Below are 22,329 nucleotides of genomic sequence, written 5' to 3' on the forward strand. Positions count from 1 at the left end.
TGAGGGCTATTGGCAACCAGTCCCTAAACTCCGGCAATCGGAGGCTCCCTTGCAGCTCCCTTATTTTCCAGAGTGTAGTCACGATCTCATCCGCCCTCTGTTTCGCTATAGCGATCAGGACTTAGTGACGCTATGCCAGCGACATCCTGAAGCAGGGCGTTATTTTGCTGCGCTCTTCTGCCGCTATGGTCAGGTGGTTTACACCTTGATTAGCAGTGCTGTACGTTCGCCTGTTCAGGCAGATTATCTTTTTGCCAAAACCTGGCGGCATATCCAGAGCGAGCTCATGGGCCTAGACCTGCGGGCGATGAAGGGTTTGACGTTGCAAAGCTGGTTGATTAACCTGACAGCAGTGATGATCAACCGGGTGGAGTTACCGCCAGTTGAAGCCATTCACTATTCACTCACTGACGCCTCGCCACCTTTATGGTGTTACCTGCAGCAGGCGATGGACCAACTGCCGGGTGATCTGCGCCTGATCTTGCTGTTAGCGGAAACGTTTCGCTGGAGCGAGGCTCGGATTACTGCTTACCTGCAAGCAGAAGGGGAAGCAGTTTCACCCACTGAGGTGCGTCAGCGCCTGAGCCTGGCCCACGAGCAATTGATGGTGGCACTACCCGAAGATATCCAGACCCTCTATTTGGCCCGACGGCAGACTGCTGTAGAGCCAGTAGTGGAAATGGCCCATCCTGGACTGGAATAGGCTGAGCTTGATTGGTTAAAGTAATCGCTTTCGGTTGTTATCTCAGTAATTGGTTGTAATGGTGCGTAGAGGAGTACCCCACATGAGCTCCGTAAACTCGGCGTCAACACTCGATAATGGCGGCTTAGAGCAGAGTGAGGCAGCAAGTGAAGCATTTCCCCTGCGCCCTGTTCTGGCCAGCTTAGATGTGGAACTGGAGAGTGAGTTAGACCGCTATCGCCAGTGGCGGGAGGGTCAGCCTGGCTCCATCGCGCCAGTCGCCCAGGGCTTAACCCAGCCCGCGCCGCTCGCCGAGTCACCAGTCCATCGCCAGCCTCCCATCCCGCCGCTCCCTGCGGGTATTACTGCGGTACCAGCATTGTCAGCACACGAGCCTGAGTTGCAAGGGGCACTGCCCGACTCGGGTGCGCTCTCAAGTTCACTAGGAGCGTCTCAAGCATTTTCAGGGCTAGAAGGGGCCACAGCCATCCCAGCTCTAGACGCCCACGAGTCGATGGCTTATCCAGCCGGTGAATTGACTGAGACGGCTGAGGATCTGCGCTCCTCCGATGAACTACTGCGCAGCCTGACTGAAGAAGAAACCGAAGAGCAGGACTCTTTCGCGCCTGTAGCAACACCAGGTTTCTTTCGGGGCTTGCTGACTCCAGTTGGCGTCGCCTCTCTACTATTGCTGATGTGCTCCAGTGCGGTCATTGGTTTTCTGCTAGTCGATCGCGGCAATTTGAGCCGTCTGGGCTGGCAGCAGTCGACCAATGCAATGCCCGAGACAAGTTCCAGTCCACTGGCCTCTGAGCCAGCTCCCAATGCCCAAAGTTCGCCCAGAGTTGATGTAGATACGCTCAATCAGCTACGGACCAGCACCCCAGCAGCACCCAATCCTTCAGTAGGCGCTCTGACACCGATGCCATCCGCACCTATCCCTGGTGCTCCTGGTACAGCCTCTCAACCGGTTTGGGGTTCAACTCCCTTGGCCACTGCGAACAGCGCAGGCTCGATCGGTGCTACAACTTCTTTGCCTAATCAGGCCCCACCTAATCAGGCTGTTGCTATTCCCCGTCAACCAGGCCCCTCCGGTGCACCAGCACCGCGTCCCTTGAGTAGTAACCTGACTCAACGGCGTCCCCCTGTCCAAGCTCTCAGCGCACCTTCGCGTCCTGCTCCCCTCATTTCGGCTGCTAGCACGCCGCAGCGGCCACCGATTTTGCAAGCTAGCCCCACACCTATTCAGGCTCCAGCATCGCGCCCACAGTTGCCTAGTCCTGTTGCTCCAGTTGCATCGGCAGCCGTTTTGCCTCCAGTCAATCCTTTTGAGGAGCCCAATCCTGGTAGAGTTGCGCCCCCCGCCCCCAAGTTGGATACTGCTACGGCTAGCTCAGCTCTAGCACCCACAGCCAGTTCAACCACCAGTTCAACAGCCAGTGCCGCTGCTCGTCGCCCGACTGCCAGTGCTAGTGCCAGTGGGGGCTCGGGGATTCACTATGTAGTGATGAACCTCAGCAGCGAGCGCTCGCTGAACCAGGCGCGACGGGTTGTAGGCGATGCTTACGTACGCCAGCTCAACGGCCAGTCGTATATTCAGCTTGGTGCCTTCTCAGACCCAGAGAATGCGCGCAAGCGGGCCAACGCCCTGCAATCTGCTGGTTTACCGGCAGCCATCGTAGAGCCTTAGAAGTTAGGCCTTAACTGAGCCGATTGCCGACTGATTTGCCATGATCACTGTGACTCACCCTTGCTAAGGTCAAAGCGCTGTGCAGCCAATCTACTGGATTAGCAGTAGCCTCCTCTCGGCGCTGACGTTGGGTGGGATGTCCTGGATCCTGCCAGGAATCCGGATTAGTCGGGGCATGGATCTGCTGCTCGCGATGGTGGTAGCTGGAATCGCCAATGGTTTGGCTAGTGTGCTCCTAAGTGCGATGGAGCCGCGTCCATCACTGTGGCTTTGTGCAGCACTCTGGCTATTAGGCAATACCTTGCTGTGCTGGTTAACCTTCGGCTGGCTAAAAGGCTTATCAGCTTCGAGGGTTGGTTCCGCATTGCTCAACCCTTTAGCCTTAACGGGCATGAACGTTTTGCTAGGGGGTGCCCTAGGGCTCTACTAGGAATACTTACTAGGGGGTACTTGCTGCCGGGCTACTTGCTGAAACAGGTGCCACCCCTGAAGTCTGGGATAACATAAAGCAAGGCAGAGCCAGTTGCGCAACTCAAGGGCCAGCAAACGGAGAAGCTTAAGCTATGGGACTGTTTGACCGCATTAGCCGCGTGGTCCGCTCGAATTTGAATTCGCTAGTCAGCGCGGCGGAGGATCCTGAGAAAATCCTAGAGCAGACCATTACGGACATGCAGGAGGACCTGATTCAGCTGCGTCAAGCGGTGGCACAGGCAATCGCATCTCAAAAGCGGCTGGAGCGGCAACAAAATCAGGCACAAGTTAGTGCTGAAGAATGGCAGCGCCGCGCCCAGTTGGCTCTGACCAAGGGAGACGAAAACCTGGCCCGCGAAGCTCTGAGCCGTCGCAAGCCCTATGTTGAGACCGCAAGTAGTCTCAAGGTGCAGCTGGATAGCCAGAGTCAAATGGTTGCCAAGCTCAAGCAAAACATGCAGGCGCTAGAGAGCAAACTGTCTGAGGCTAAGTCCAAAAAAGACATGTATATCGCTCGTGCCCGTTCTGCCCAAGCCTCTCAGCAAATCAATGAGATTCTAGGTCGAGTTAATACCAGCAACTCTTTAACCGCCTTTGAGCGGATGGAAGAGAAAGTGCTTCAGATGGAAGCTCAGTCTGATGCAGTTGCCGAGATCTCAGGTGATTCATTAGATAAGCAGTTTGCCGCCTTAGAAGCAGGTGGCGATGTTGATTTGGAGTTGGCAGCAATGAAAGCTCAGCTTGCAGGATCCAATGCAAACCCGGGAGCCCTACCAGAAGCTCGGGCTGCAGAACCCCGGGTTTCTGGCGGCGTGGACGCTGAGCTAGAGCAGCTTCGCGCTCAGCTTGATAAGTCTTAAGCCGCTAACCCTAGCTAACTCCCCTAGATCAGGGCTAGCTAACAATTTAGACCCCACTTTGACTGCCGTTTAGAGACCAAAGGAACAAATTGCTATGGGACTGTTTGATCGAGTCAGCCGTGTCGTCCGCTCCAACCTCGGAGCCATGGTCAGTGCTGCAGAGGACCCGGAGAAGATCCTTGAGCAGTCAGTGACTGACATGCAAGAAGACCTGATCCAGATGCGGCAGGCAGTTGCTCAAGCGATGGCTTCTCAGAAGCGCCTCCAACAGAAATATAACCAGGCTCAAACCGAGGCTAACGAGTGGCAGCGACGGGCTCAACTGGCTCTCACCAAGGGGGATGAGAACTTAGCCCGTGAAGCTCTAACTCGGAAGAAGACGAATGCTGAAGTTGCAGCGGGTTTGAAAAGTCAGGTCGACGGGCAAACGGCTCAACTGGATACCCTGAAACGCAATCTTGTCGCCTTAGAGAGCAAAATTTCGGAAGCCAAGACCAAGAAGGACATGCTCTCCGCGCGGGCTAGAGCCGCCAAGGCGACCGAGCAGATTAACCAGGTCATGGGCAACATGAACACAGGGTCTTCGATGGCCGCTTTTGAGCGCATGGAAGACAAGGTGTTACAGATGGAAGCTCGCTCAGAAGCTGTTGCTGAACTTGCAGGCGACAATCTCGAGAAGCAGTTTGCCATGCTGGAGTCTGGGAGTGACGTCGATGCGGACCTCCTAGCGCTTAAAGAGCAGATGGCGCTCTCTGCCGGTGGCACCCCCAAGGGAGCTTTACCCCAAGCGGCTCCTCAAGATACATCTAAGAATAGTGTTGTAGATGCGGAACTAGAGCAGTTGCGAGCCGAGCTTGAGAAAGGCTAGCCATTCGGGTGCTCTCTCTTAGCACCTTAAGAGAGAGCACCCGTGACCCGCACCCATCTACTCAGACCGTTGCTGCCGGTCGCGGATCCGAGCTAGCGCTGGTTCTAGCTGTTCAGGTGGCAAGCCCAGTTCCTCCAGCACATCTCTTGCCTCTGCGAGAGTCAGGCTGGAGTTTTGTTCTAAGTGCAACCGATTGACTTCTATAATCACCGCTTGCAGTTCCGCAGGCGATAGAGCTTGCTCGTGGCTAAAACAGTTTGAGCTCAAGGTTGGACTGAACAGAGACTGGCGCTCTAAACGATCTTGGGGAGCTAGGGACTGTTGTAGGCGACGGCTAGTCGCTAAAGCTGCCATCAAACCACCTACCCCTGCGCCCAACCACATACCCTGCGTGCCTCCCTGCCACCAAGCTCCCGGGGTTACCCAGACCTGGCAAAGGTCAACCAACCAATCAGGTTTAGCGGTGCATTCACGCGTCCGAGCCGCTACCATCACCTGGCCGCCAATGTAGAAGCCGATTAGCCCACTGCACAGGCCAACTGACAGTCCCACGCGTATCCGATGGCTCCAGCGCATAGCCCTTCATACCAGACTGCAGCTCTATTCTAAATTTGCTTTCAATGAAGAACCAACCAGTGAGACTTCGGGGCTACTGCTGGGTTCAAGCTGAAAGGCGCACAAGCTAGTCAGGGAATTGAACGTGTAGCAAGCAACTTGTGTAAACTACCTGAGGCATGCGATATGGAAACCCCTGCATAGAGATCTGGAGGCAGAGTTGACGCCCGCGAGAACGATTTGTCTGGGCTTCTTAGCATTGATTGCAGTGGGGACGTTGCTGCTCATGCTGCCGTTATCAACCAGTGACGGAACCTGGAGCAATCCAATTACAGCTCTGTTTACATCAACCTCAGCCGTGTGCGTTACCGGGTTGTCTGTGGTTGATATCGGTAGGTTCTATTCGTACTGGGGTCAAGCATTCCTGGTGTTGCTAGTGCAGATAGGAGGGTTAGGCTACATGACTGCTACCACCTTCCTACTACTCTTAGTCGGGCGTAGGTTTAGCCTCCGCGACAAGATTGCATTACAGCAGTCGCTGGACACACCCGGCATGCGTGGCGGGCTGCAATTGGTGCAGTCCATCATTGCAACGACTCTATTGTTTGAGTTGACTGGTGTGTTCGCACTGATCCCAGTCTTTGCTCAACGTTTTAGTTTAGGGGAGAGTATTTGGCAGGCTATTTTTCATAGTGTCAACGCCTTTAACAATGCTGGTTTTAGCCTTTTTTCCGACAATCTGATTGGCTATGTCCGTTCACCAGCAGTTAACCTGATTGTTTCTATGCTGATTATCTTTGGTGGTCTTGGTTATCAGGTCATCCTAGAAGGCTATTTGTGGTTACGGAGCAAGTTGAGACGAAGCCCAGAGCGCACCGTTTTTAGTCTCAATTTTAAGGTTGGGATTAGCACAACTCTGTTTCTTCTGATAGTCGGAACCCTGGCGCTACTGCTGACAGAGTTTAACAATCCGGGCACCTTTGGCCCCTTACCAATCGCGGATAAGGTGATGGCAGCTTGGTTTCAGGCCGTTGTGCCTCGGACTGCCGGGTTCAATACAGTTGATTATGGCAAAATGACGGCAACCAGTCTGTTTATTACGATTGGCTTGATGTTTATTGGCACCAATCCTGGTGGTACCGGCGGAGGCATCAAAACGACAACCTTTAGGTTGCTATTAAGTTGTACTCAATCTTCATTACAGGGTGAAGAAGAAGTGGATCTTTATGACCGGCAGGTGCCTAACACCCTGATCCTCAAGGCAGTGGGAGTCACAGTAGGCTCACTTGCTACGGTGATTGGGTCAACAGCCTTACTCTCGCTTACAGATCCCGGCATTGAATTTATTAGCCTTCTGCTTGAAGCAACTTCCGCCTTTGCAACGGTGGGGCTTTCAACAGGGATTACAGCTGGCTTGTCCGCTTCAGGGAAACTGGTTCTGATTACGACCATGTACATCGGGCGAGTTGGCATCTTACTTCTGATGGCAGCCTTACTGGGAGAGCCCAAGCGAAGCGCCATCAGATATCCTGAGGAAACTCTGTTGGTCGGCTAGACCAAACTATTGTTCAGTATCTTTACTATTTTGAACCTAAGGAACGACAGGTGAATCTTACATCTCTCAGTTTTTTTAGAAATCTGCGTCCTGACAACAAGCAATTTGCAGTCGTTGGTTTGGGCCGTTTTGGGCGTGCTGTCTCATCAACTCTGCATAGTTTAGGCTACGAAGTGTTGGGGGTGGATGTAGATGAGAAGCGGGTTGCTCAGGTTGCGACTGAGCAACAAGCAGCTCATTGCTTACAGCTAGACTCTACTGATCCCTTAGCTCTTAAGGAATCTGGAATTTTTGAGTTTGACACGGTGATTGTGGCGATTGGCAATTACTTACAAGAAAGCATTATCACTACTCTGCACATCAAAGAGGCTGGGGTTAACCATGTCGTCGCTAAAGCTTCTTCTGACGTTCACGGTACATTGCTGAAAAAAGTGGGAGCCGATCTGGTGGTATATCCAGAATCGGAAATGGGTTGTACTCTGGCTCGCTCGCTCACTCAAACAGGCATTCTAGATCGCTTCGAATTGGACCCTGACAACAGTATCGTTGAGGTCATGGTGCCCGATGAATTCGATGGCAAAACGATTCTAGAATTGAAGCTGCGCAGCCAGTACGGCGTCAGTATTTTAGCAGTTAGCCACAATGACAAGTTTGAAATCAACCCAAACCCGAACCAGCGATTACAGCGAGGCTCGGCCATTGTTGTCATTGGCAGCAATAAAGACATCAGCCGCCTGCCGATTGCCTGCAAGCTAGCAAAATAAATCTAGCCAATACTGCTGCTGACGACCTTGGGTGCGGTCGTTAGCGACCAAACCAGGTTGCCACCTTCTGCCCTACTCGGTTAGCACGCTGGTAGATAGGGGTTGGCAACCAGGGGATTGGAGAAGGCTGATAGCGGTTTTTGCGCCTTAGGGCAGTGTAGTAAACTGGCGTCTCGTCAGCTGGAAACTGGGGGGCTTTCTCAGGCTCCCTCAAGAAGCGGTAGTGTAGATAGACATCCCGGTAGGGAAAGTAGATATTTTCCCCTTGAGCTACTCGCGTCAGAATTTTGGACGTAACACAAATAAAGTGTACATAGGTTAGGCGGATACCCCGATCGAACAGCACACCATCAACATTTTCAAAATGAGGCGATGTGACGCAGTTACCAGCTCTTTGCTCTGCTGGTAAAATTTGCGCCAGATTACAAATTGAGCGGCCCGGACGAATGGCCATGTAATTTGTAATGGTTTGGTCAGGGATTCGGGGCACTAAGGCGGTAATTTCACCACTGCCTAGCTGTTTGAGCAAGCCCTGCATTTCGGCTTCATCAAAGAAACCTTTATGGGAGGCAAAGAAGCCCGCACAAAACACCTTACTGAGTTGCTCTTCTGTGAATAGGTTCAGCTTACGAACGACTTTTAGATCGAAGGCCTGATTGGGTTGGCGGAACATAAAGTCATAGACAACCCAATCATGGTCATCTAACCGTTCAAAAACAACATCAAGAGAGTCAAAAACCAGCGTATCGGCATCAAGAAAGACAAATTTGTCGAAGGGACCATCAAACGCGCAAAATTTACGACGCATGGTGATGCGCCAATAGTCGTTGGGGTCAGAAATTAAGTGATCGCGATACCAATACTGCTTGGCAGTCGGGTGCAGATCCCAGATCTTACGCGTGAACTCATCCCAGCGGTTGATCGAGCTTTGATCGTCAAATAGAGTGACATTTGGTCGGTTGGCAATCTCAGCTTTGACCTGGTCCAGTTGATCGTCGAAGGGAATGATGCAGACTGGAAAGTCAGGACCGACGTTAGCTTCGATACTGTTTAGAAACGCGACCAGTTGGTCATAAACTTTATCATTGGCTAAAGTATAAATTCCATTCATGATCGGTTAGCTGTTCCATTAAGATAGGATGATGGATAGTTGATGCTCAACTGATGCTACTTGGCTTTAGTGCTAGCAGCGTTTTCGAGGGTCTCTAAAGTTTCCAGTAGATGGTTTGTAGAGTAGTAGGCCTCGTTAACTAGCTCATTACGCTCCTCAGAGTTATCTACTAGGCCATCTACTAAGAGCTTGAGAGGGCCAATCATGGAGTTGAGATGGGTGCGAATTTCGTAGGAGGCCTTAGTCAAAGTTTGATATTGTTCAGGATTAATGCAATCTTGTGGACCATCTGAGAATTGCATTGAGTAGAGCCTCATGTAGTACCCCCCCTTCTGCAATAGCTCTTCATGAGTACCGATTTCCACCACTCGGCCTCTTTCCATCACTGCAATCTGATGAGCTTTCTGGACAGTGGAAAGGCGGTGGGCAATCACAAGCATGGTGCGATTTTGGCTAAGGTTATCAATAGCAGCTTGCACCAAGCGCTCTGATACAGTATCCAGGGCACTAGTCGCCTCATCCAGAATTAGAATCTCCGGATTCTGTAAGAGGGCACGAGCAATTGCAATGCGCTGGCGTTGACCACCTGAGAGTAATACCCCTCGGTCTCCGATTGGAGTATCAAAGCCCTGTGGCAGTTGCATAATAAAATCGTAGGCATTAGCGCGCTTAGCCGCTTCAAAAACCTCTGTATCAGTAGAGTTTTCCCAACCATAGGCAATGTTGTTGCGGACCGAATCGTTAAACAGGAACGTGTCTTGATTAACGATACCAATGGCTCGGCGTACCGACCTTACTTCGTAATCTCGCAAGTCAATACCATCTATGGTAATCTCACCACTAGTCGGGTCATAGAAGCGTGGTAACAGATCGGCCAGCGTTGATTTGCCCGCTCCGGAGGCTCCTACTAGCGCCAGGGTCGTCCCCCGTGGTAACCACAAGTCAACATCTTCTAAGACCGGCTTCTCTTGACCGGGATATCCAAACGAAACTTGCTTAAAGGCAATCCCTTTTTCTAATCGAGTGTAGGGGATGGAGCCGTTGGCCATAAACGGCTTATTATCCCGTTGCATAAAGTCGTTGACAATCTCAACGCTGGCAGAAGTATTCGCAAATGCACTACGGGCATTATTAAGCTGTCCGACAATTGGCAGCAAGCGGAAGAGAATAAACAAGTAAGTTAGCAGAACCGCCGAGAGCGACTCAATTTGCCCCGAGAAAAGCCTGCCACCCAAGGCAACAATAGCCAACAGAGCAATTATGCCCGCGACTTCATTGACTGGAGGAATTGCTGAGGAGTTTGCCTGGGACTGAAACTCAGCTTTCTCCCGGGCTCGGATCAGAGCTCTAATGCGTTCGTACTCTCTTTCCTCGTTACCTCTAGATTTAACGAGCCGGATACCACTGATGACATCGAGTACGCTGACTGAGTACTCACGAGATACCACTGATAGGTCTTTACCAAACTGCTTAGAGCGGTTTATAGAATACTGGTTGACCAACCCTACTAGTAGAAGAAACCCTGTTGCAGCAAGCGTCAACTGCCAGGAGATCGTAACCAGCAAACCCGTAAAAACCAGGATTGTAATAATGTTTGTTCCGATCTGGATTGCCGTTCGGATAGCACTAGCCGTTCGACCTGTTTCTCTATCGAGCCGGTTAATAATGTCGCCAACTCTGGACTTTGAATAAAAATCTTGGTCTACCTCCAAGAGCAGGCGCAAACCCTCCTGTCGCATACTGGAAGCTAGTGCTCGCGCTAGGGAAGCAGCCGTCAAGCCATTGGCATAAGTAGCTACATTTTTAAGTACAATCGCCAATAGAATTGCTCCAGCCATCACCAGACTCCGGTAATTTTCATCAATCCCTGAGAAGGAACTGGTGATGGCTTGAATGATGGGAGGCGCGCCCTCAAAACTGACTTCCTGCCCCAAAAAGTTCAGAAGAACGGGCACGATTAGTGTAGTGCTGACCCCATTAAACAGCGCTCCAGAAAAGCCCAGAACAACGGTCAGTACTATCCAAGCAGGATACTTTTTGGCAAATCTCAGGAGTAGCTTGTTAGGAGACACACAGAAGTCCTCGTATGAGTTACCCGGTCGATCAAAGCTATTCAGCCATCTGGGCAGTTCATCTGAATAGTTTAAGTGAGTTAGCGACCACTTGCTGAGTCCACGGCTACTTCGGAATTGGCAGCATTAGCTTGCGATTTCACCGATTGTACTCGATGGGTTGTCAGGTAGCCAGCTAAACTACCGAAGTTGCGAGCTAGTGTAACCACCCCGTAGTTCATAGCTGTACTCAGTAGCTTTTGCTGAAAATTCAGCTGAATACCCATGTCGCTGAGCCGCTGAAAATTGAGCCGTTTGAGTTGGTAGGCTTCCCAGGATAGGTAGTTGACTACCTTCTCCTGGTTTTGAGCACTGAGTTGGCCATTACCATACCCAATTCGCCAAGATTTACGAAACAAAGCCTTGAGATTTTTCCGAGTTGGGTGAGAAATTAGCGCTTTCTCTGCATAAGTAATCTGAAAGCCATGAGCATGAGCTCGACGGCAAAATTCTGAGTCCCCACTAGAAATGAGCGTCTCTGAAAAAGGGCCAATCTGCTCAAAGACTCGCCGGTGAACAAACAAGTTTGCAGTGACTGCAAACCTTCCCCAATTCACATACTCAGCTTGGTTTAGAAATTGACAACTATCTAACCATTCCGCCAATCTAGGCTGCTCGCTAAATCGAAACTGAATCGCCCCCCCGGCTAACTGAAACTCATCACTACTTAAACTCTGAACGCCTTCAAATACCCAGTTCGGCTCAGGCACACAATCATCATCAGTGAAAGCTAGAACTTCTCCCTGGGCTACTTGCAGAGCAGCATTCCGAGCAGCATATGATCCTGGACGTTCCTCTCGCAGGTAACGCACAGATGCCTGAGCCTGAAGTAGGGCAGCAGTTCCATCTGTGGAGTTGTTATCAACAATCAGAATCTCTAAGTTGGGGTATGTCTGGGCCTGCAAAGCAGCTAGTAAAGTTGGCAAGCTATACTCACCGTTGTAAACAGGCACAATCACTGAAACGAGCGGTAAGCTGTCCATTCTTGCTACCCTCAGCCCCCCTTCTGTTGCCATTGTTCGTAGGCTCGTTTCACCAGCTCGCCAGAAGCCAGCGCCGACTCGCGTTCCTGGGCAACTCCAGCGAATAATGCTTGTCGTGACTCAGGTAATGCATTCAGCACTTTATCTGTCAGTTGAATCAACGATTCAGTACAAACATCCTCAATGTCTTGAACCCAGTGCCCGTGACCTAGCCGTTCAAACAGTTCTTGGGTTTTGAATTCGTAGGCAATTGGTAAAACTGGAACACCCGAGCCCAAGGACAAAATTGCCATGTGCATTCGGGTCGAGATGACCAAATCGAAGCCCTTGAGAATGTCAATGAGATCTTTGGGAGAGTGGAACTCTGTGTTGACAGTCACGGAGCTTGCAACTGATTCCGGCAGCATTTTGAAGATTTCTAGACCCACCTTCGAATCATCAGTCCAGTAGCGAGGAACTCCCTGACAAGTTGAGAGATAGGTAATCTCGGCTCCGTACTTCTCCACCAGATGGATGCTGAGGTCCCGAAACGCCTGTAGATATCTCTGCATGCCCAGGGTTGAGTCTATCTTTTTGAAGTATTGCCATTCCCTCACCGATATTGCAACTTTTAAGCGAGCAGAGGAAGAGGCATTAGCGGCGGCCGCAGCTTCCAAAGCTGCAGAATCAGCTAGCGCAAAAACTGCATCTGCGTTGACGTGTAGGTTAGGATTCTGCACGCCTAGCTCAAGTAAATTATTTTTGGATTTCTGATCGCGCAGCAGAACTAGAGCGGCTTGCTCGAAGATTGGCTTCAGAGCCTCCCGATTGAATTGATCGGCAAATGGTCCTAGGGACTGCGTGAAGAAAATCAGCGGTTTTCCCAAGCGCAAGGCAATCTGGTAATCAAAGATTCTGGGCCTCAAACCGTAATTCTCGACCAAATAGGTCCCGCCCGTACTAACGACCAAATCTGCCGACTGATACTCAGTAAAGGCTTGGAACTCAGCCTCAGTGAGTACTTGCTTGGCTAGAGATGTCAAATTGCGGCCTAAACACCAAGCCCCAAAATTCAACCGTGACCAATTGGCAAACTGAGAGATGCGCCGAGTAAATTTCACCTCTGGATAATGCTGAATTTGAAAATAAAGAAGCTTTCGAAAAACAAAATCTGGGTAATACTGGCTTGCAACTTCAGGCTGACTATCAGCAATTACAAATTGTGTGTCATGACCGAAAGACGCTCGCAAAAGCTGAATAATAGAGAGTAGGATTGCTGCGTCTCCACCGTTAAGCGCCACAGTATTGTTAACGATAATCTTCATCGCTTTATCATTTCCACATAGGGCTAACGCATCAATCCTGTACTGACTATAAGGTCTCCTCAGCCTGAGCTGCTAGTTGCTAGACTTTGCATTAAGCTGATTGAGCCGGCGCCCAACCTTACTGGGTATAGCACTAATCAACTGGCTGAAATGCTTCAAGCTGGGCTGCCAATTGGCACGTACTAGTTTTTGAGGGCGCTCCTCCGGTGACTTCAAGTATCGATAATGTAGGAATAAATCACGGTAGGGAATTTTCACATCCTGACCTGCGCACAGCTGATTGAAGTCAGAAGTCGGGATGCTCATGTAGTGTATGTATGTGACGCGACGCCCCTTGTCGTGGAGCACTTGGTCTATGACATCAAACTTGGAAGACCAATGGCTACCAGTAGCTGCTTGAGGATTGTTGTAAGCAAAGTTGTAGTAGGAGATCGCGCTACGCAGGACCATGTAGTTAAGCAACGACTGATCAGGTCCTCGCAGGGCCATTACTTCAGCCTCACCCGCGTTCAAGCTCTCTAGCAAACTAGAAAGCTGCTCAGAGCTGAAAACTTTTCTCTTCGAGGCAAACCAGCCTGCACAGAATAGTTGCGACTCTAGCTGCTCAGCACTAAAAACTTTCAGTAGTTGCTCTTCTGGTGCATCGAAAATGTACTTTCGATCCGATTTATATTGAAAATCATTCGTCACCCAATCGTATTGATCCAATTTCTGATAAACACTGTCCAGAGGCCCCATCAGTAGGGTATCTGCATCGAAGTAGATGAACCTTTCAAAGGGACCGTCCAAGCAACAGAGCTTGCGGTGCATGGCAAGCCGGTAGACTACTGGCTCCGCTTCGGCTTGCCATGCCTTTTGGGCTCTCTTGTGCGCCCGCCATGCTTGAGCTGAGAAGTTTTCCCAATAGGCAATTGAATCTTGGTCTTCAAAAAGGCTCACCTGTGGCCTCTGGCGTAGTTCAGCTCGAACTTTATCCAGTCGGTTGTCATAGGGAACGATACAGATGGGTATCTCTTTACCCGCGTTAGCTTCTATGCTGTTGAGAAGCGCAATCAGCTGGTCGTGGACGACGTCGTTGGCGAGAATGTAGATACCATCTGTCATGAGCAACTCCTTAGCTGGAAGCACGCGCCGTCATAAACGGAAAAAGGCGATTGACTAATTGCTGTAAGGATGAAGGTTTGGTGGGCGTGGGAGGCTTGGGCTCTCTGAGATAGCGGTAGTGTTCCCACAACTCTCGATAAGGTCCTCCAGGACGCATGGGTGAGCCTGCCCAGTGCAGATACTGTAGACGTTTACCCCGGTCATAAAGGATGTGATCTTTCTCCTCGAAATGCTTGGAGCCTGCCCAATTGCCCGGTCCTCCACCCGGAATTCTGACTAAGTTGAAGCGTTTCTCAATCAGCTTGAGGACCATGTAGTTCATAACCGGCTGGTCCGTAGTGCCGTGGGAGAAGTCGAAGTATTCACGATGTTGAGCACATTCACGCAGAACTTCGTACATCTGCTGCTCTGTAATCGTTCCTTTCTTAGATGCCCAAAAACCACTATTAAAAACATCCTGGAGTTGAGCGTCAGTGAAAATGCCCTGCTCTTTGACCAAAGGCGCGAAAACATCCTTTAGCTTCTCGCCTGAGTGATGAAAATCACAGCAGAGAAAGCCATACTCTGAAAGGTGATTGAGATTGTCAGCAATCTTCTCGAAAACAATGATATCGGTGTCAATGTAGAGAAATTCGTCCAGGGGTCCGAACCAGGCGACTAGCTTGCGCATTTTATTGGGCAGAGCTAGGAAATCCCGATCAAACGTCTCAGCCACCACCTGAGTAAACCGATCTAAAAACTCCAAATCCGGATAAACCTGAACCCCGTGCTGCTCTGCTAACGTTTCTGCAATCAGCTGATAGTCGTCATTAAAAGGAATTAGAATGACCGGAATTTCAGGGTCATAGAGGCGAATGCTGTTGAGCAGCGCAATGGCGTTGTCGAGTACCCGGTTGTTGGCGGTAATGTATATGCCTCTAGACATAAAAGTTTCCTTGGTAGCTTAGGGCAAGTGTAGGGGCTCAGGCTGTTTCTGGGTCATGACCGCTTCGTAGCGCTGCCCCATCTGATCCCAGGTGTAGTGGGCTTCCACAAATCTTCGACCCTGGTAGGACAACGAGGCTCTTAACGATGGCTCTTCAAACAGTCGGCAGATGGCACTCAGGTACTCTTCAACCGTATTGGCCCTCAAAGCTCTTTGAGGGGAATCAACCTCCAATCCCTCTAATCCTCGGTCACTGCTGACGACCGGAACCCCTGCCGCCATTGCCTCCAATGTTTTGTTCTTGATACCGAAACCAGTGCGCATAGAGACGACACAAACAGTTGCTTGGTGCAAATATTCCGCCATTGAGGGCACACGGCCAGTAACAGTGATGCCTGGGCGCTCAGCAAGCTCCAAGACTTCAGGAGCCGGTTTAGAACCCACAATGCTGAAAGTAGCATCTGGGTAACGGGTTTGCAGTTCTGGCAGAACCTTGAGGCCAAAGAAGCGAACGGCATCAATATTCTGTAGATTGTCCATTGCTCCCACAAAGATTAGGCTGTGGCCACCTGGGTCAGCGATCCGATAGGGGAATTCCACCAGATCGACACCATTTGGAATTACGGCAATAGAGCTCCGGGGGTTGAAGGCCCGTAACTGTCGCTCATCGTCCTGTGTAGTCACAACAATCGAGGAGAACTTAGAGCAATAGCGTTGCTCATAGCGACGCAAGAGGTTGAGATTAAGCCGATCCCGCACTGGATGCTCTGATATCCCAGTTTCTAATTGGTTGTGGCAAGACCCGTAAACTGAGCTGTGAACGTTCACAACCGTATGTAGGTGCTGCTGAAATTCTGGACGGACATAAATCTCATTGACGCTGTGCTCACAGGTAATCGCCTCATACTTACCCGTGCGAACCTGCGCATCTAGCCATTGCTGCAAATCATGCGAGTAAGAATGCAAGACACTAGGGGGTGTCCCTTGAGCTAGGAAGGAGCCAAAGCGCTTCACTTTGCCTAGAACTCCCTTCTGGGAATTAGCACCTTGAGGACGAGGGAAGACCATTAGCTGATCCACCCACTGTCGCAGCCCTTCAACTTCCGATTCTGTCACCTCATCGCCATACTGAGTAACTAGAGTTACAGAGTGGTACTGACTCAAATGCTTCAGTAAATTAAACGTCCTGACCTGAGTTCCACCGCGGCTGGGCGGGTAGGGAAAGGTTGCCGAGAGCATTAAAATCTTCATATGACCCACGGGCTTGAACAAAGTGCAGGACAGGGGTAGATCACGCCATTGCTCGGTGCAGGTTCCTAAATCATCAAGTCATTCGACGAGCAATTGTAGTTCACCAATCTGCAAGTTAGCTCGATTCAAACTAAAAGCTTTACTCAAACCATACTCAGGCTATCTTTCGCTTTATACAAACTTAACAAGGACACAGAGATACCCATGTAAAGCTAGAGTGAATCTGATGTTAAATCCAATATTAAACTAGAAATGAGCTTATGACTAAACGATTGAGATTTTTAGAAATTGTTGGAATTGAGGCACTCATCGTTTGCTAACAGCCTACATGTAATGGTTTGAATGATGCCTTCAAGAAATGCACGTAAAGAAGTGACATGTCAAAGATGACAGCCGGGACTGCACCTTCAACTACTACAGAGCGAAACTAACTTGAATTTTTCCAGCCGCACAACTCATTATAATAACGAGTAAAAATAGCAACGGACAGCAGTAATCACAAACACTGGAGGTATGCATGAACGTTCTTCTGATGGGATACTACGGCTACAAAAATGTAGGTGATGATCTGTTCGTCAAACAGTTGACTCAATACTTCTCCAAACAGGAAAGTGTTAAAAAAATATCTGTACTCTGCAACGAAGATTACTACGAAAAAGCTAGCGACAAAGTTTCTTTCTTCGCGTCCAATAACATTTCTAAGTTTAAGAGACTTGTTTTGCTTTTAGACAGCCAATGTATTGCTTGGGGAGGAGGAACGCTTTCATTAAAGGGGGAGCCCAAAAACTTATCGCTTATGCAACAGCTATCCAAATTATTGGGTAAGCGCTTTTGCTTTCTTGGCGTTGGCTTGGAGATCGTTGGCAAAGGCAGTGAGGGAACAACCAAAATCTTTAAAAACGCCGATCTTCTCTACGTCAGAGACCAGTATTCCTATCAGTTAGCGTTGGAAACGCTGCAAGCCCAAAAGACCTGTTGCCTGGGAGGTGACCTAGCCTTTCTAGATCTGAGTGTTTACGAAGCCTTTTTGCATCAGACCAAGCCTACAGCTTCGCTCAATAATATTTCCTTCTCAGGAAAATTTTGGTGGGGAGAGGGGCGAGCTGAGTTTTATGCACAGCAATTACTGCCACTGATTGAGAAATTTAACTCAGTCATTCACCTATTACCAGCTCATCTCGGCGATGAAAGGAACGACAACCGCTTCCACGCTCTTCTTCAAAAATATCTCCCTCAAGAAAACTGTCAGCTGCATGACTGGAAGCGGCCAGAAGACTTCATGGCAACTTTAAGCCAGATGGACCTCCACTTGGGTACCCGCCTGCATTCGCTAATTTTGGCCGACATTTTAGGAGTACCTAATATTGGTATTGGTGGGCCGTCGTCAAAAATCCAGCACTACATCGATAAAACTCAGATGTTAACTCCCGAAAGAATTCGAGCTTTTATGGAGCCGATTTCTGTTGAGCAAATCAGCAAAGTGGTTGAGCATTACCAAAGACCAGAGGCTTTTATCCTGGATGAATCTAAAAGGTGCAACGAGTGTATCGGTAGAATCTTCCAGAAAGCCTGAACTGGAAAAGATCTACAGAAAGCCATACGCCAATGAGTCATACACCATGAGCGGCTAGACGATGACAATTGCCTTGGAAGCAAGTTAAGCTTTTGGGGTTGAAGCTAGTTCAGTTATGCCCAAGGTTAGCGTTTGCATCCCTACTTTCAATCGGGTGAAGCTGTTGCCGGTTGCCATTAACAGTGTGCTTCAGCAAACCTGGACAGACTTTGAATTGATCGTTTGCGATGATGGTTCCAGTGATGGCACGCCTGAGTTCATGGCGACCTTAACCGATCCCCGGATTCGCTACATTCGCCATCCTCAGAATGTTGGCAAAAGCAACAACATGATCTCCGGTTTTGAAGCAGCGACCGGGGACTATTTCATCAAGTTCGATGATGATGACCGACTCACACCCGAATTTCTCTCTAGCACCTGCCAGATTTTAGACAGTGATTTCAGCGTTGATTTTGTCAGTACAGATCATTGGATTATTGACATCAACAACACCCGCGATGAGCAGGCAACTCGGCTAAATTCGCAGAAATGGGGAAGAGCTGACCTACCTGCTGGTGTCATCAATAATCTTTTAGAAGCTGCTTTTGTCAAGCAGTGTATGCAGATTGGGGCAACTCTGTTTCGCCGCCAAACTCTCTGCGAAGTAGGGTATATGCTGCCTAACATGCAGAACTGCGAGGATAATGATTTGTTTGTCCGTCTAGCCTTGGCAGGCAAGAAAGGTTATTACCTGCCCCAGTTGCTGATGGAGTATCGAGTGCATGCAGAACAACAGGGCATTAACCGGGCAATTCCCTATCTAACGGATAAGCTGCATTACTTGGAGAGCTACCAGTTTGAATCGCCCTCGTTAGAAGCGGTGCGCAGAGCTCGCCTGCTTGAATCCCAATTACTGCTGGGACTACGCCTGATTGAGAAGGGTGAAACCGATAAAGGGCGCAAACTAGTTCAAGCTGCGGCTTCAGCATCCCCTGCAAAAGCTCGGATGGGCTTAACTCTTTCGCTGCTACCAACAGGGTTGCGCAGCCCGGCCTTTGGTTTGCTACGACGACTGCGGTCTTAGGCAGTGCTCCAGTTTAGGAAAGTGCTGCTAAGACTTAGGGCTTAGCAGCCTTCCTTAAGCGCAGCGAGTCGTAAACCTGCATCACCTGCCGTGCAATGGATGCCCAAGTGTAATGCTCCTGGGCATACTGCTTGCCTTGAGCACCCCGCAGTTGGCGCTGTTGCGGGTCTCTGATCGCCTCCTGCAAAGCCTCCCGTAGTGCATTGACCTCGCAGGGCACAACCCAACCGGCTCCGGCTTCAGCAATATTCCGGGCAATGTGGACTTGATCCGAAATGACTACTGGCAACCCGGCGGCCATGCCCTCTGCTACCGCGATGCCAAAGTTTTCGTAATACGAGGGCAAAACAAATAAATCCACATCCTGTAGCAGCGCCGCTTTGAGAGATCCCTGGATAAACCCCGTAAATGTTGTATGGGTTGCTAGGGGGGAAGCAGCAATCCGGGCTCGAATACTCGCTTCGTAAGCAGGATCCTGCGGATTGGCGCCAGCCAGAACAAAGTGAAACTGTTCGCCAGCCTGCAGTAGTGCCTCCAGTGCCGGAAGCAGCAAGTCCAGCCCTTTCTTGGGTTCAATGCGCGACAGAAACAGCACTAAGGGCACGGCCTCGGGCAGGTTAAGCTGGCTGCGGGCATAACCAGGCTCGGGAAGAGGCTCAGGTAGGCTAACCCCCAAGGGCAAAACCACGTCACGAGTGATAGCACCAAAGCGATCAGAAACCTTGGCTTCCTGATCGCTGGTGAAATGAATAGCAGCAGCTCCAGCCAGATTTGCTCGCTCCCAAAGGGCAGCGTAGACCTGTTTCAACAGCTTTTTCTTGCGCAGATCGGCGGGATCCAAAGTGCCCAGTGGGCGCAGAATGTAGGGCAGACCCACTTGGCGTGCGACCCTAGCTGCTGCGGTACTTACCGGCGAAAATAGGGCATGAATGTGGGCAACATCATACTCGTGGGCATGGACCTTGAGCCATTGCAACAGTTCTAGCGAGAACTTATAGCGCCGGAAGGGGCTACAGCGAAAATAAATGACTTCATAGCCGTTCTGAGCAACTGGTACTGCCAGAGGGACATCCAGAGGGGTAGTACCTGCAAAGTCACCGTTACTATCGGTCGTCAGAACCGTGACCGTCACGCCAGCCTGCGCCAGAGCCGCAGACAAGCCCAAAACCATCTGGCTGGGCCCCCCATAGACCAGGGAGAGAGATGGCACGATTTGCAGAACCCGCAGCGGCTGACTCATGTTGCTAACAGTTCCTCATAGAAACTGAGCAAACGCTTTGCCAAAGCCCGGTTTGTGTAGTGAGTGAGCGCTCGACGTAGCCCCTGGTCAGCGAGTTCTTGTCTCGTCGGAGGTTGATCAATCAACGCGAGCAAGCACTGGCGCAACTCTGCTGCTTGCCCTTCCGGAAAGACTAAGCCTGCATCAGCAATGACGCGAGGGATTTCACCCGAATCAGAGCCAATCACGGGCACACGACAGGCCATGGCCTCAATCAGGACGTGGCCAAACTGTTCCTTCCAGCCTTTCGAAGTCAGGGTTTCGAACTCGTAAGTCGTCTCTGAGGGCAGGATCAGCGTGTCCATCGCATTGATGTAATCAGCGACCTCTGCATGCGGCACGCTTTCTACTAAAACGAGCCGATCCCGTACACCAGCCGCCTCAGCTCGGGCCAGTAGTTCCTCTCGGAGAGGACCTCGCCCTAGGAGCAGCCAACGCCAGGGGCGATCTAAACCTTGGAGCGCTTCGAGCAGGGTTAGCAACCCCTTCTCCGGCACAAACCGTCCCACAAAGCCAACGACGAATTCATGCTCAGCAATGCCAAGGGAAGCTCGTAGTTTCGGTTGTGGCTGAGGTTTGAATAGTTGTTCATCGACCCCTAGCTGAGGCATGACAGCAACAGGGCCACCATAGCCCCGTTCCTTCAGAATATCGGCTCCGTCTTGATTACCAACTACTAAGCCAGAAGTGTGGGTGAGATTGTAGGCTTCGATAGCGGAGACCGGAAACTTCAAGGTGTAAGGGAGATTCCACCAGGTGAAGAATAATAGCTTGGCCTGCAGCCCCAAAAGGTAATTGAGGGTGATCAATTGGCTATAGGCCAGGGCTTTTGAACCTTGCTCGACCTGGATAAAATCAGGTTTGAATTCCTGAAGCAGGCGAACCAAGTCAAGCCCGAAGCAGAGGAGCCCCTGGTTGTTTTGGCTGAAGTTAGAGACTGGTACCACCTGCAACCGGCCTAACTGCCAAGCCCGCGACTCAACAATCTTCGTTTGGTTGACACCCCCTGGCTTCCAACGGCGCGGCACCACAATCGTGACTTCAATGTCTTCCCGCAGATCGGCAAGCGCCTGCAATTTTTGGCAATTGAGGTCGATGATGTAAGTATGGCTGACAACCAAAACCCTCATGCCTGAACTCCTTGCTCCCCCAGAGCGGATGTAGCAGCGACAGGCAACGAGCCAGAGGGCAACTGATCATGCTCAGTGTAAGTTTGCCCCCCTTCGTGTCCGGTGCGCAGAAGGGTTCCCAAGGCGTTTACTAGTCCGAGCAGATAAAATCCGCCCCGCACCACAATCTTGTCCAGAGAGCCGCTCTTGTAGCAGGGAGGATGGCCCAGAACGTGGCAGTCAAATAGCTTGACACTCAGGGCAAGCAATTGAGACGGAGACAAGTTCTTGAGCGCCATCAAGAAGTGATTGTGGTAGAAGGTGACTTGGTACTTTACCGAGCGGAAGCCGATATCGTGACAGCCACCGGTTTCTTCTCCCAGGTGAACCAGCACAGCTTCTGGGTCATACCAAATCTTGAAGCCGGTCTTGCGGATGTTAAGACAGAAGTCTGACTCCTCACGCACTGCACTGCCTCGGAAGCGCTCATCAAAATGCAGCCCATGTTCGGTAAACAGAACCTTACGGAACGACATGTTGCAGCCCCGTGCTGTTAATACCTGCTGAGGTTGGCGAGTTCGGTATAGGTCAATGTAGTACCAACCAATACCAGGATCCATTGCCTCAGGGGGCATTAAGTCCGGCCCCTGTTCCGTTGCCTCAACTGGGTCGTCTGCCAGTTTCATCCGGTCAAGTACCCGACCTGCGACAGCTCCAACGTCAGGATTGGCAAAGTTACGAGCATGGGCCTGCAGATAACCGTCGGGCAACTGCACATCATCATCAATAAACAGGACGATCTCGCCTTTGGCGCGGCGCACCGCATAGTTGCGTGCACCTGGCAAGCTAGCCCAGTCCACTTGAAATAACTGAATCTTGCCAGCTTGGGCCAACTCGTCAAGATAAACGCGAGTCTCAGGCTGATGAACAGGCGTTTGGTCCACCACCAGAACTTCGAAATTCGGATAGTCCTGGCGCAGCACGTCAGCCAGAGTTGCCCGCAAAGGCTCCTCGCGGCAGTAAGTCGGCACAATCACGGAAACGGAGGGCCAGTTCATATCATTCAAGTGG

20 protein-coding genes are annotated in these 22,329 nt (G+C 50.7%); 9 read left to right on the forward strand and 11 right to left on the reverse strand.

The window, feature by feature from the left end; genetic code table 11:
* The first annotated feature begins 49 nt into the window (after positions 1–49).
* The 5 genes from H6F94_RS01190 to H6F94_RS01210 all read left to right on the forward strand — a co-directional run bounded on the left by H6F94_RS01190 (position 50) and on the right by H6F94_RS01210 (position 4,571).
* Complete coding sequence (locus H6F94_RS01190; RefSeq protein ID WP_190800396.1) at positions 50–703, forward strand: RNA polymerase sigma factor; 654 nt, start codon at positions 50–52, stop codon at positions 701–703.
* 82 nt (positions 704–785) lie between these two features.
* Positions 786–2,372 (forward strand): SPOR domain-containing protein, encoded by a 1,587-nt coding sequence (locus H6F94_RS01195; RefSeq protein ID WP_190800397.1) that lies wholly within the window; start codon positions 786–788, stop codon positions 2,370–2,372.
* Positions 2,373–2,451: 79 nt separating this feature from the next.
* Positions 2,452–2,802 carry a phage holin family protein gene (locus tag H6F94_RS01200; RefSeq protein WP_190800398.1) on the forward strand — a complete coding sequence of 117 codons (351 nt, stop codon included), beginning with the start codon at positions 2,452–2,454 and terminating at the stop codon, positions 2,800–2,802.
* A 133-nt stretch (positions 2,803–2,935) separates the two neighbouring features.
* Positions 2,936–3,703 carry a PspA/IM30 family protein gene (locus H6F94_RS01205; protein WP_190800399.1) on the forward strand — a complete coding sequence of 256 codons (768 nt, stop codon included), beginning with the start codon at positions 2,936–2,938 and terminating at the stop codon, positions 3,701–3,703.
* A 94-nt stretch (positions 3,704–3,797) separates the two neighbouring features.
* Positions 3,798–4,571, forward strand: a complete 774-nt coding sequence (locus H6F94_RS01210; RefSeq protein ID WP_190800400.1) for a PspA/IM30 family protein — start codon at positions 3,798–3,800, stop codon at positions 4,569–4,571.
* A 57-nt stretch (positions 4,572–4,628) separates the two neighbouring features.
* Here the strand turns inward: H6F94_RS01210 and H6F94_RS01215 are convergent, their stop codons facing one another.
* On the reverse strand, positions 4,629–5,123 hold the full coding sequence (locus tag H6F94_RS01215) for a hypothetical protein (RefSeq protein WP_190800401.1): 495 nt from the start codon (positions 5,121–5,123) through the stop codon (positions 4,629–4,631).
* Between the two features lie 223 nt (positions 5,124–5,346).
* Here H6F94_RS01215 and H6F94_RS01220 point away from each other — a divergent pair, with 223 nt between their 5' ends.
* Together H6F94_RS01220 and H6F94_RS01225 are read left to right on the forward strand one after the other, a co-directional pair.
* A complete protein-coding gene (locus H6F94_RS01220; protein WP_190800402.1) occupies positions 5,347–6,681 on the forward strand; it encodes a TrkH family potassium uptake protein in 1,335 nt (444 codons plus the stop codon).
* Positions 6,682–6,731: 50 nt separating this feature from the next.
* Complete coding sequence (locus H6F94_RS01225; RefSeq protein WP_190800403.1) at positions 6,732–7,445, forward strand: potassium channel family protein; 714 nt, start codon at positions 6,732–6,734, stop codon at positions 7,443–7,445.
* A gap of 40 nt (positions 7,446–7,485) precedes the next feature.
* Here H6F94_RS01225 and H6F94_RS01230 read toward each other — a convergent pair whose 3' ends face one another.
* The 7 genes from H6F94_RS01230 to H6F94_RS01260 form a co-directional block, all read right to left on the reverse strand.
* The gene (locus H6F94_RS01230; RefSeq protein WP_190800404.1) at positions 7,486–8,556 is read right to left on the reverse strand and encodes an Npun_R2821/Npun_R2822 family protein; all 1,071 of its coding nucleotides are present in this window, start codon (positions 8,554–8,556) and stop codon (positions 7,486–7,488) included.
* Between the two features lie 56 nt (positions 8,557–8,612).
* Positions 8,613–10,628: an ATP-binding cassette domain-containing protein gene (locus H6F94_RS01235; protein WP_190800405.1), complete on the reverse strand. Its 2,016-nt coding sequence runs from the start codon at positions 10,626–10,628 to the stop codon at positions 8,613–8,615.
* 80 nt (positions 10,629–10,708) lie between these two features.
* Positions 10,709–11,650, reverse strand: a complete 942-nt coding sequence (locus H6F94_RS01240; protein ID WP_190800406.1) for a glycosyltransferase family 2 protein — start codon at positions 11,648–11,650, stop codon at positions 10,709–10,711.
* 11 nt (positions 11,651–11,661) lie between these two features.
* Positions 11,662–12,954 carry a polysaccharide pyruvyl transferase family protein gene (locus H6F94_RS01245; protein WP_190800407.1) on the reverse strand — a complete coding sequence of 431 codons (1,293 nt, stop codon included), beginning with the start codon at positions 12,952–12,954 and terminating at the stop codon, positions 11,662–11,664.
* A 72-nt stretch (positions 12,955–13,026) separates the two neighbouring features.
* Positions 13,027–14,058: an Npun_R2821/Npun_R2822 family protein gene (locus H6F94_RS01250; RefSeq protein ID WP_190800408.1), complete on the reverse strand. Its 1,032-nt coding sequence runs from the start codon at positions 14,056–14,058 to the stop codon at positions 13,027–13,029.
* Between the two features lie 10 nt (positions 14,059–14,068).
* Positions 14,069–14,983: an Npun_R2821/Npun_R2822 family protein gene (locus H6F94_RS01255; protein WP_190800409.1), complete on the reverse strand. Its 915-nt coding sequence runs from the start codon at positions 14,981–14,983 to the stop codon at positions 14,069–14,071.
* Between the two features lie 18 nt (positions 14,984–15,001).
* Positions 15,002–16,234, reverse strand: a complete 1,233-nt coding sequence (locus H6F94_RS01260) for a glycosyltransferase family 4 protein (RefSeq protein ID WP_190800410.1) — start codon at positions 16,232–16,234, stop codon at positions 15,002–15,004.
* 517 nt (positions 16,235–16,751) lie between these two features.
* Here H6F94_RS01260 and H6F94_RS01265 point away from each other — a divergent pair.
* Positions 16,752–17,807 carry a polysaccharide pyruvyl transferase family protein gene (locus H6F94_RS01265; RefSeq protein WP_190800411.1) on the forward strand — a complete coding sequence of 352 codons (1,056 nt, stop codon included), beginning with the start codon at positions 16,752–16,754 and terminating at the stop codon, positions 17,805–17,807.
* A gap of 115 nt (positions 17,808–17,922) precedes the next feature.
* Positions 17,923–18,870: a glycosyltransferase family 2 protein gene (locus H6F94_RS01270; protein WP_190800412.1), complete on the forward strand. Its 948-nt coding sequence runs from the start codon at positions 17,923–17,925 to the stop codon at positions 18,868–18,870.
* A gap of 34 nt (positions 18,871–18,904) precedes the next feature.
* Here the strand turns inward: H6F94_RS01270 and hpsP are convergent, their stop codons facing one another.
* Genes hpsP through hpsN form a run of 3 tightly spaced genes read right to left on the reverse strand, consistent with a single transcriptional unit; the run spans position 18,905 to position 22,316 of the window.
* Complete coding sequence (gene hpsP, locus H6F94_RS01275) at positions 18,905–20,110, reverse strand: hormogonium polysaccharide biosynthesis glycosyltransferase HpsP (RefSeq protein WP_199320106.1); 1,206 nt, start codon at positions 20,108–20,110, stop codon at positions 18,905–18,907.
* On the reverse strand, positions 20,107–21,279 hold the full coding sequence (hpsO, locus tag H6F94_RS01280; protein WP_190800413.1) for a hormogonium polysaccharide biosynthesis glycosyltransferase HpsO: 1,173 nt from the start codon (positions 21,277–21,279) through the stop codon (positions 20,107–20,109). Before hpsO ends, hpsP begins: the two co-directional genes overlap by 4 nt.
* The gene (hpsN, locus tag H6F94_RS01285) at positions 21,276–22,316 is read right to left on the reverse strand and encodes a hormogonium polysaccharide biosynthesis glycosyltransferase HpsN (RefSeq protein WP_190800414.1); all 1,041 of its coding nucleotides are present in this window, start codon (positions 22,314–22,316) and stop codon (positions 21,276–21,278) included. Before hpsN ends, hpsO begins: the two co-directional genes overlap by 4 nt.
* Positions 22,317–22,329 lie beyond the last annotated feature (13 nt).

It is taken from the genome of Leptolyngbya sp. FACHB-261 (assembly GCF_014696065.1).
Classification (GTDB): domain Bacteria; phylum Cyanobacteriota; class Cyanobacteriia; order FACHB-261; family FACHB-261; genus FACHB-261.

Coding starts and splice junctions, on each gene's coding strand:
- H6F94_RS01240 (WP_190800406.1), bottom strand. CDS start 11,650: ATGGACAGCTTACCGCTCGTTTCAGTGATTGTGCCTGTTTACAACGGT.
- H6F94_RS01205 (WP_190800399.1), top strand. CDS start 2,936: ATGGGACTGTTTGACCGCATTAGCCGCGTGGTCCGCTCGAATTTGAAT.
- H6F94_RS01245 (WP_190800407.1), bottom strand. CDS start 12,954: ATGAAGATTATCGTTAACAATACTGTGGCGCTTAACGGTGGAGACGCA.
- H6F94_RS01270 (WP_190800412.1), top strand. CDS start 17,923: ATGCCCAAGGTTAGCGTTTGCATCCCTACTTTCAATCGGGTGAAGCTG.
- hpsN (WP_190800414.1), bottom strand. CDS start 22,316: ATGAACTGGCCCTCCGTTTCCGTGATTGTGCCGACTTACTGCCGCGAG.
- hpsO (WP_190800413.1), bottom strand. CDS start 21,279: ATGAGGGTTTTGGTTGTCAGCCATACTTACATCATCGACCTCAATTGC.
- H6F94_RS01260 (WP_190800410.1), bottom strand. CDS start 16,234: ATGAAGATTTTAATGCTCTCGGCAACCTTTCCCTACCCGCCCAGCCGC.
- H6F94_RS01265 (WP_190800411.1), top strand. CDS start 16,752: ATGAACGTTCTTCTGATGGGATACTACGGCTACAAAAATGTAGGTGAT.
- H6F94_RS01230 (WP_190800404.1), bottom strand. CDS start 8,556: ATGAATGGAATTTATACTTTAGCCAATGATAAAGTTTATGACCAACTG.
- H6F94_RS01195 (WP_190800397.1), top strand. CDS start 786: ATGAGCTCCGTAAACTCGGCGTCAACACTCGATAATGGCGGCTTAGAG.
- H6F94_RS01210 (WP_190800400.1), top strand. CDS start 3,798: ATGGGACTGTTTGATCGAGTCAGCCGTGTCGTCCGCTCCAACCTCGGA.
- H6F94_RS01250 (WP_190800408.1), bottom strand. CDS start 14,058: ATGACAGATGGTATCTACATTCTCGCCAACGACGTCGTCCACGACCAG.
- hpsP (WP_199320106.1), bottom strand. CDS start 20,110: ATGAGTCAGCCGCTGCGGGTTCTGCAAATCGTGCCATCTCTCTCCCTG.
- H6F94_RS01255 (WP_190800409.1), bottom strand. CDS start 14,983: ATGTCTAGAGGCATATACATTACCGCCAACAACCGGGTACTCGACAAC.